Source organism: Roseibium sp., assembly GCF_025698965.1.
Taxonomy (GTDB): Bacteria; Pseudomonadota; Alphaproteobacteria; order Rhizobiales; family Stappiaceae; genus Roseibium.
This window is the reverse complement of sequence record NZ_JAILWL010000387.1, coordinates 1-6373: the sequence shown is the minus strand read 5'-3', so window position 1 is coordinate 6373 and position 6373 is coordinate 1. Positions and strand designations below refer to the sequence as shown.

Genomic DNA, 6373 nt, shown 5'->3' with positions numbered 1-6373 from the left:
CCCTGCCTTCGCAGGGATGACAAGGTTGAAAATGACTGAGTCCATATTGCTGAGGCAGGCAGGATATGGCTTTAAACGAAGAACTCTTCCGGTGTTGGTATTCGTCATCTGGTTGTCATCCCGGACAAGCGTGAGCGCAGATCCGGGACCCAGTATGCCGTGTCGTTTCGATTTTGGTTTCGACATTCGCGACTTTGGACCACCACCTTCGCAAGCAGAATAATCTGAGGTAGAGCTGATCTTCGTCGTTTTCATGTTGTGAGCCAAGAATGCACCTCGATCAGCAGTATTTTGTCTACATTCTTGCCAACCGTCTTGGTGGGACGCTCTATGTCGGCGTGACAAACAATTTGTTGAAACGCATTTTTGAACACCGTGACGGAAGAGGCAGTGAGTTTACGGCTAAATATAGCGTTCACCAGCTCGTTTATTTTGAAGTGCACGAGGAAGTTGAACAGGCGATCAAACGGGAAAAACAGATAAAGCGTTGGAAACGGTCCTGGAAAATCAATCTGATCGAGGAACGCAATCCGAACTGGGAAGATCTTTACTTAATGCTGACCTAGCCTCGATTGTCATCCCGGACAAGCGTGAGCGCAGATCCGGGAACCAGTATGCCGTGTCGTTTCGGTTTTGGCTTCGGACGTCTGCGGATACTGGATCCCTGCCTTCGCAGGGATGACAAGGTTGGAGAGGTTGGTCTGCCAAATCAGAGGACGAGGGATCAGCGGTCCAGCCAGCGAAGTTTGGCTGTGTGCCGATTTTGGTTCCGTTTGTCATCCCTGACAAGCGCGAGCGCAGATCCGGGAACCAGTATGCCGTGTCGTTTCGGTTTTGGCTTCGGACGTCTGCGGATACTGGATCCCTGCTTTTGCAGGGAAGATAAGCCCGGGGCGGTTACGAATTACGGCCGAAGTGGAAAGTGGCGATTTTAAGATTCCGGACTCGCAGAATTGCCAGCAAAATCCTCTGAAATGTCATGGCAACAGAAGTGATTGGATGCGATGATCAGCGCACTGTCAGTGAAGTTGTGAAGCTCTCTGGACGTGTCGCAGGCTTCGACCTCAAATAGAAAAAGAGCCAACATGATCGACATGCAAAAACTCGACGATCTGTTCTGGTGGATGCTGGATGGCGCGCGGCCGAGTGCGGATGCGCGGGAAATCGTGACCGGAATCTGTGAACTGCTGGTGGATGCCGGGGTGCCGGTGGAACGGTTTGCGCTTTTCATCTACACGCTCCATCCCAATCTGCAAGGCCGGCGAATTCGCTGGCTGGCAGATGAAGGGGTGGATATGTCGGATGCGGATATGAAAGCGTTTGATGGTGCCGAATATCACGACAATCCGCTGCCGACCGTGCTGAGGACCGGAAAGACGCTGAGGCGCAGGTTGTGTGATCCCGAGTGTCCGGATGATTTTCTCATTTTAAAGCAATTCCGGGAAGAGGGCGTCACCGATTATGTGGTTCAACCGTTGTTCTTTACGACCGGCGAAACCCATCTTGTCAGTTGGGCAACCAAGTCGGACGGCGGTTTCAACGAAGATACGATGGTGGCGCTGGAACGCATCCGGCTGCCATTGGCAAGGCTTACCGAAACTTACATGCTGCGCCTGAATGCGGCCAATCTGCTATCGGCCTATGTTGGACGCGACAGCGGTTTTCGCATCCTGTCCGGCCGGGTCCACCGGGGAGACATTGAAGAAATTTCAGCCTGCGTCGTATTTGCGGATCTGGTGGCGTTCACGAAATTTTCCAATTCGGCAACGGCCGAAGAAGTGCTTGCCAGACTCAACCGCTTTTACGACAGCCTTGTGCCGCCGATAGTCGAGCGTGGTGGTGAGATCCTGAAATTTATGGGCGACGGACTGCTCGCGATTTTTCCGATTACCGAGAAAGTAGACGATAAGGCTGCCTGTGAGCAGGCTCTGGCAGCCTTGGCAGAGGCATCCGGTGGACAGCAAGTGCCGGTCTTTTCCGAAACCTCGCCGCCATTTCGTGCGGCAGTTCATATCGGCCCGCTGCAATATGGCAACATTGGAGCCTCGGACCGGCTCGATTTCACTGCGATTGGCCCGACAGTCAATCTAGCGGCGCGGTTGCTGTCATCGGCCGTTCTGGTCAACGGCCAAACAGTGGTGTCCGAGCAGGTCGCAGATCTGGTCGGATTGCCGAAGGAAGGGGCTACGCTGTTTGAGCTCAAGGGTTTTGACCGGACGCAGGCAATTGTTCCGGTCCGCGAGATGCCAAAGGTCTGATCCGGCTCTGGACAGGAAAACCCTTAAACCAACTTTTCAATCTGCGTAGAAACAGCTAAATCCCCGGATCATGAGCAAGAATGCAAAAATCAGAGATGAAGCCCGCGCGATCACGGCGAAGCCGCCGGCGGTGATTCTGTGCGAACCGCAGCTGGGCGAAAACATCGGCACAGCAGCGCGCGCGATGGCGAATTTTGGTCTGGTGGACCTCAGGATCGTTAATCCGCGTGATGGCTGGCCGAGCGAGAAAGCGCGCGCCGCGGCAAGTCGCGCGGATCACGTGATCGACAAGGTTCAGGTTTTCGACAGTGTCGAGGCAGCCATCGCCGATCTGCAATTTGTCTTTGCCACGACCGCAAGGTCCCGTGAGGTGCCAAAACCTGTGCGTGGACCTGACGAGGCGGCGAAAAAAGCTGTTGAACTAGGCGAGACGGGGAGTGCAACAGGCTACCTCTTCGGCCGGGAACGTTGGGGGCTCAACAACGAGGAGGTGGCGCTGGCAGACGAGATTGTTACGCTTCCCGTCGATCCGGATTTTGCGTCCCTGAACATTGCCCAGGCGGTGCTGGTTTGCTCCTACGAGTGGCGCAAGACAGCCTCCTCTGGAGCGTTGCCTTTCATTCTCGATGAAGAGGAACATCCACCTGCAAAAAAGGAAGACGTGCTGAGGTTATTCGAGCATCTGGAAGGGGCTCTGGACAAGGCCACGTTTTTCCGCCCGCCGGAACGCCGCCCCCACATGGTGCGCACGCTCCGCAACATTTTCCAGAAAGCAGAGTTGACCGAACAGGAAGTGCGGGCCCTGCGCGGAGTGGTGGCTTCTTTGGAAAAACGCGAAACCCGTGCTCGCAAGGAAAAGGCCGAAAAGAACAGCGACTCTTAGGGTTTCCTTATTTTGGTCGGGATTGAAGTGCTTGGATCCAAACGACTATCTCGCTTGATAAAGAAGTACTCGGTCATCCTTGAGCAAAAGACGGCAGCAGGGCAGGGGAATGAGTGACAACAGACCCGTTCTAATATTCGATTCAGGTCTTGGCGGACTGACCGTTCTTCGGGAAGCACGCTACCTGCTTCCCTATGAAACGTTGCTCTATGTTGCTGATGACGCCGCGTTTCCGATTGGCCGCTGGCCTGAAGACGAACTGAAGCAAAGGCTTTTGTCTCTGTTTGACAACCTCATTGCGAGCCATGACCCGAAAGCTGTTGTGATTGCCTGCAACACCGCCTTCACCCTGGCGGGGGAGGCCCTGCGTATGGCTCATCCCGACACTCCTTTTGTCGGAACGGTACCGGCAATCAAGCCCGCAGCCGAACAGACCTCCTCGGGAATGATTTCCGTACTGGCGACACCGGGAACCGTCCGCAGAACCTATACGCGTAGCCTGATTGACAGTTTTGCCAGCCAGTGTCACGTGCGTCTGGTCGGTTCAGACATGCTTGCTGAGCTTGCCGAGAAGTACCTGCGCGGCGAGGCGGTTTCAGATGAGGAGCTGCAGGTGGAAATCGCCGACTGCTTCCTTGAGAGCGACGGCAAACGCACAGATATTGTTGTTCTGGCTTGCACGCATTATCCGTTCCTTGCAAACCGGTTCCGCAAGATTGCGCCCTGGCCCGTCGACTGGCTTGATCCTGCCGAAGCCATTGCCCGACAGCTGGTGCGGGTCCTGGGGACGGATACCGAGACACGTCCGGCAAGTGTTGCCGACATTGCCCTTTTCACATCAAACCCAGAAGCCCCGGCGTTAAAGCGGCTGATCGCCGGATTTGGCTTGAAGCTTGAGGCGTATTCTTCAAAAACGTCTTAGGCGGCCAGGCTTCTCACCGCAAGGCCGTCATCCGACAGCTTGGAAGCCCGTTTCAGCTCCAGAATTGCGCCGTTCAGTTTTTCAGGGTGAAAGGTCATGCCTTTCGGCAAGCTCAGGATGGATATGGAACACTGCAGCAATGGAAACTGGCGGGTTGTGCCAAAGCGGTCCTGGGCCTCGATGTAACCTTGTTCCCGGTGCTCCGGTTCGTAAAAGCTCTCTACATCCAGCCTGAAGGCGCGCTTTAGCGCAAGCATCCGGGAGGCCGCGTCGGTCTGGTCGGTATTGTGAAAACCGGCAAAGAAATCGTCGCCGCCGATGTGACCGAAAAAGGTGCCGGATCCGGAAATGTGTCTCTGAAGCAATTCGCTGAACAGGATAATGGCACGGTCGCCCTGCCGGTATCCGTAGGTGTCGTTGAAAGGTTTGAAATTGTCGAAGTCAAGATAACAAAGGTGCCGGTCCTGCGAGCTCTTCTTTGCCATTTCGGAGATGAACTTGTTGATCGCGCCATTGCCCGGCAACCGGGTCAGCGGGTTTTGGTCCTGGGCTTCCTGGAGGCGCTTCTCGTGAATGATTTTCAATAGCGAGGTTGCCGACAAAAACCCGGAATAGCGGAAATTCTCCGTAATGATGATGCCGTCCGAATTGATTGAAGAGGCGAAAGTCACCAGCAACATGTCGGCGTTGGAATCGATATCGGCAATCGGGCAGGCGCGTACAAATGATCGCAGTGGAAAATCCAGTGCAGCCTTGGCGTCTTCGTCGTCCGGGCCGCCGGCATAAAGATAAGGCCGCGAGGCTCCCGGTTGGCATCCAAAACGGGAACGACATTGCCATCCTGATTGTGAACGACCATGTCCAGCAGTTCATTCATTGAGGCATCGAACTGAATGGTCGGCAAATCAACCAGCTCATTGCGGATCCGCTCCTGCTCCTCGCGCCGTTTGCGGCCTAGACCAGGTGTCCTGATGTGATCGTAGAACAGCTTTGCGCTTGCGGCTTTCCGGAAGGGTTTGGCTATAAAGATACCTTGAACAAGGTCGCAGCCGGCTTCCCGGCACGCCTTGAATTCGCGCTCAGTCTCAACTCCGCCTGCAATGACCCTGGCACCAAGAACGTGCGCCAGGTTGGCGACCGTCGTCACGAATAGTTTCCGCCTTGGGTCGCAATCGATACCGTTCAGGAAAAATCGATCGATCTTGACATAGTCCGGCGAAATGTCGTGCAGCAGTTTCAATTCAGACGAGCCGCGACCGAAATCGTCCAGAGTTACGAGAAACCCGAGTTGCCGCAGATCGTTGATCGCGTGATGCGTAACATCGGTGAACGCCTGCTGGTGCCGTTCACAAAACTCGATGCATATCTGGTTGACTTTGATACCAGTTTCAGTGACCAGGTCGCCCAGGCCCATGCGTGGGTCGTTTTCCTGTCCAAGTCCACGGCCATCCAGCTTGAAATAGAGCTTGGTTCCCTGAGCAATTCTCAGCTTTTTGAAGTGGTTGAGGGTTTTGCAGAACAACTGTGCTTCAAGTTCAGGGAGGAAACCCTGCCTATGAGCGACATCAAGAAGCTGTTCGGCCGATACCCCGTCGTCTTCCTCACATTTCTGCAGTTGGGCTTCATAGCCGTAGACCACGCCGGTTCCGATATCGACGATCGGTTGAAGCGCATGGTCCAACACCTCCATAATATCTTCAGGAGCGCGCCATCGTATGTCGGAGCTTTCCAGATCGCTCCCAAGAGTTGCGTTACGAGTCGCTGACATGCCTGATCCTATTCACCGTGCACGGCTTCCAAAACTTTCATAGTGTGATGGGGTCTCGAATTCAGCGGCGCCACTGATATTATTCGCTATGGTTGTGGCGTCGATTGCATAGTGAAAAGCCGCAATTAAAAATTCCTAAATGTATGCATTATTTTCCGCACTTTCTGAACGTAAGGTCATTTTTGTCGCGGTTTGTGCAAGGAAAACGTCAGATTTGGCGAGCATGAACAGAGAAAATACGTATTAACACGTATAAAATGAACCTGTCTGAAGTGTGAGTTGAACTAATTCGATTCTAGTATTTCGTATCATTCATATGAAATGACTCGGTCTGAACGCCAATCATACTTGCTGTGCAAGTGCAACTTCTGCACAGGTGTGCAGATTTTCTCCAGGAGTTCTGAAATTCTATTTGCCGGGTTGTACGCACAGGTTCCGGATTGCATGAACGGGGCGCTAGACCGGGTGTCACCTTGCAGCCGGCATTTCCAAATGTCGTACCGCACGTAATATTAAGTGGGTCATCCCTGAATGAAGCCGAC

At 53.9% G+C, this 6373-nt stretch carries 6 protein-coding genes; 4 read left to right on the top strand and 2 right to left on the bottom strand.

Going from position 1 to position 6373, the window contains the following annotated elements:
• Positions 1-269: 269 nt before the first annotated feature.
• The 4 genes from K5905_RS24690 (at position 270) to murI (ending at position 4063) form a co-directional block, all read left to right on the top strand.
• A complete protein-coding gene (locus K5905_RS24690) occupies positions 270-566 on the top strand; it encodes a GIY-YIG nuclease family protein (protein ID WP_297589022.1) in 297 nt (98 codons plus the stop codon).
• Between the two features lie 519 nt (positions 567-1085).
• Positions 1086-2258 carry an adenylate/guanylate cyclase domain-containing protein gene (locus tag K5905_RS24685; protein ID WP_297589020.1) on the top strand — a complete coding sequence of 391 codons (1173 nt, stop codon included), beginning with the start codon at positions 1086-1088 and terminating at the stop codon, positions 2256-2258.
• A 70-nt stretch (positions 2259-2328) separates the two neighbouring features.
• Positions 2329-3141, top strand: coding sequence for an RNA methyltransferase (locus tag K5905_RS24680; protein ID WP_297589017.1), 813 nt, complete (start codon positions 2329-2331; stop codon positions 3139-3141).
• A gap of 109 nt (positions 3142-3250) precedes the next feature.
• Positions 3251-4063 (top strand): glutamate racemase, encoded by an 813-nt coding sequence (murI, locus tag K5905_RS24675; RefSeq protein ID WP_297589014.1) that lies wholly within the window; start codon positions 3251-3253, stop codon positions 4061-4063.
• Here the strand turns inward: murI and K5905_RS24670 are convergent.
• A complete protein-coding gene (locus tag K5905_RS24670; RefSeq protein WP_297589011.1) occupies positions 4060-4743 on the bottom strand; it encodes a GGDEF domain-containing protein in 684 nt (227 codons plus the stop codon). The two genes, murI and K5905_RS24670, sit on opposite strands and share 4 nt — an antisense overlap.
• Positions 4731-5831, bottom strand: a complete 1101-nt coding sequence (locus K5905_RS24665) for an EAL domain-containing protein (RefSeq protein WP_297589009.1) — start codon at positions 5829-5831, stop codon at positions 4731-4733. The genes K5905_RS24670 and K5905_RS24665 overlap by 13 nt, the downstream gene beginning before the upstream one ends.
• Positions 5832-6373 lie beyond the last annotated feature (542 nt).

Excerpts from the sequence above, each read along its gene's own strand:
- K5905_RS24690 (WP_297589022.1), top strand. The coding sequence starts at position 270 with ATGCACCTCGATCAGCAGTATTTTGTCTACATTCTTGCCAACCGTCTT.
- K5905_RS24685 (WP_297589020.1), top strand. The coding sequence starts at position 1,086 with ATGATCGACATGCAAAAACTCGACGATCTGTTCTGGTGGATGCTGGAT.
- K5905_RS24680 (WP_297589017.1), top strand. The coding sequence starts at position 2,329 with ATGAGCAAGAATGCAAAAATCAGAGATGAAGCCCGCGCGATCACGGCG.
- murI (WP_297589014.1), top strand. The coding sequence starts at position 3,251 with ATGAGTGACAACAGACCCGTTCTAATATTCGATTCAGGTCTTGGCGGA.
- K5905_RS24670 (WP_297589011.1), bottom strand. The coding sequence starts at position 4,743 with ATGTTGCTGGTGACTTTCGCCTCTTCAATCAATTCGGACGGCATCATC.
- K5905_RS24665 (WP_297589009.1), bottom strand. The coding sequence starts at position 5,831 with ATGTCAGCGACTCGTAACGCAACTCTTGGGAGCGATCTGGAAAGCTCC.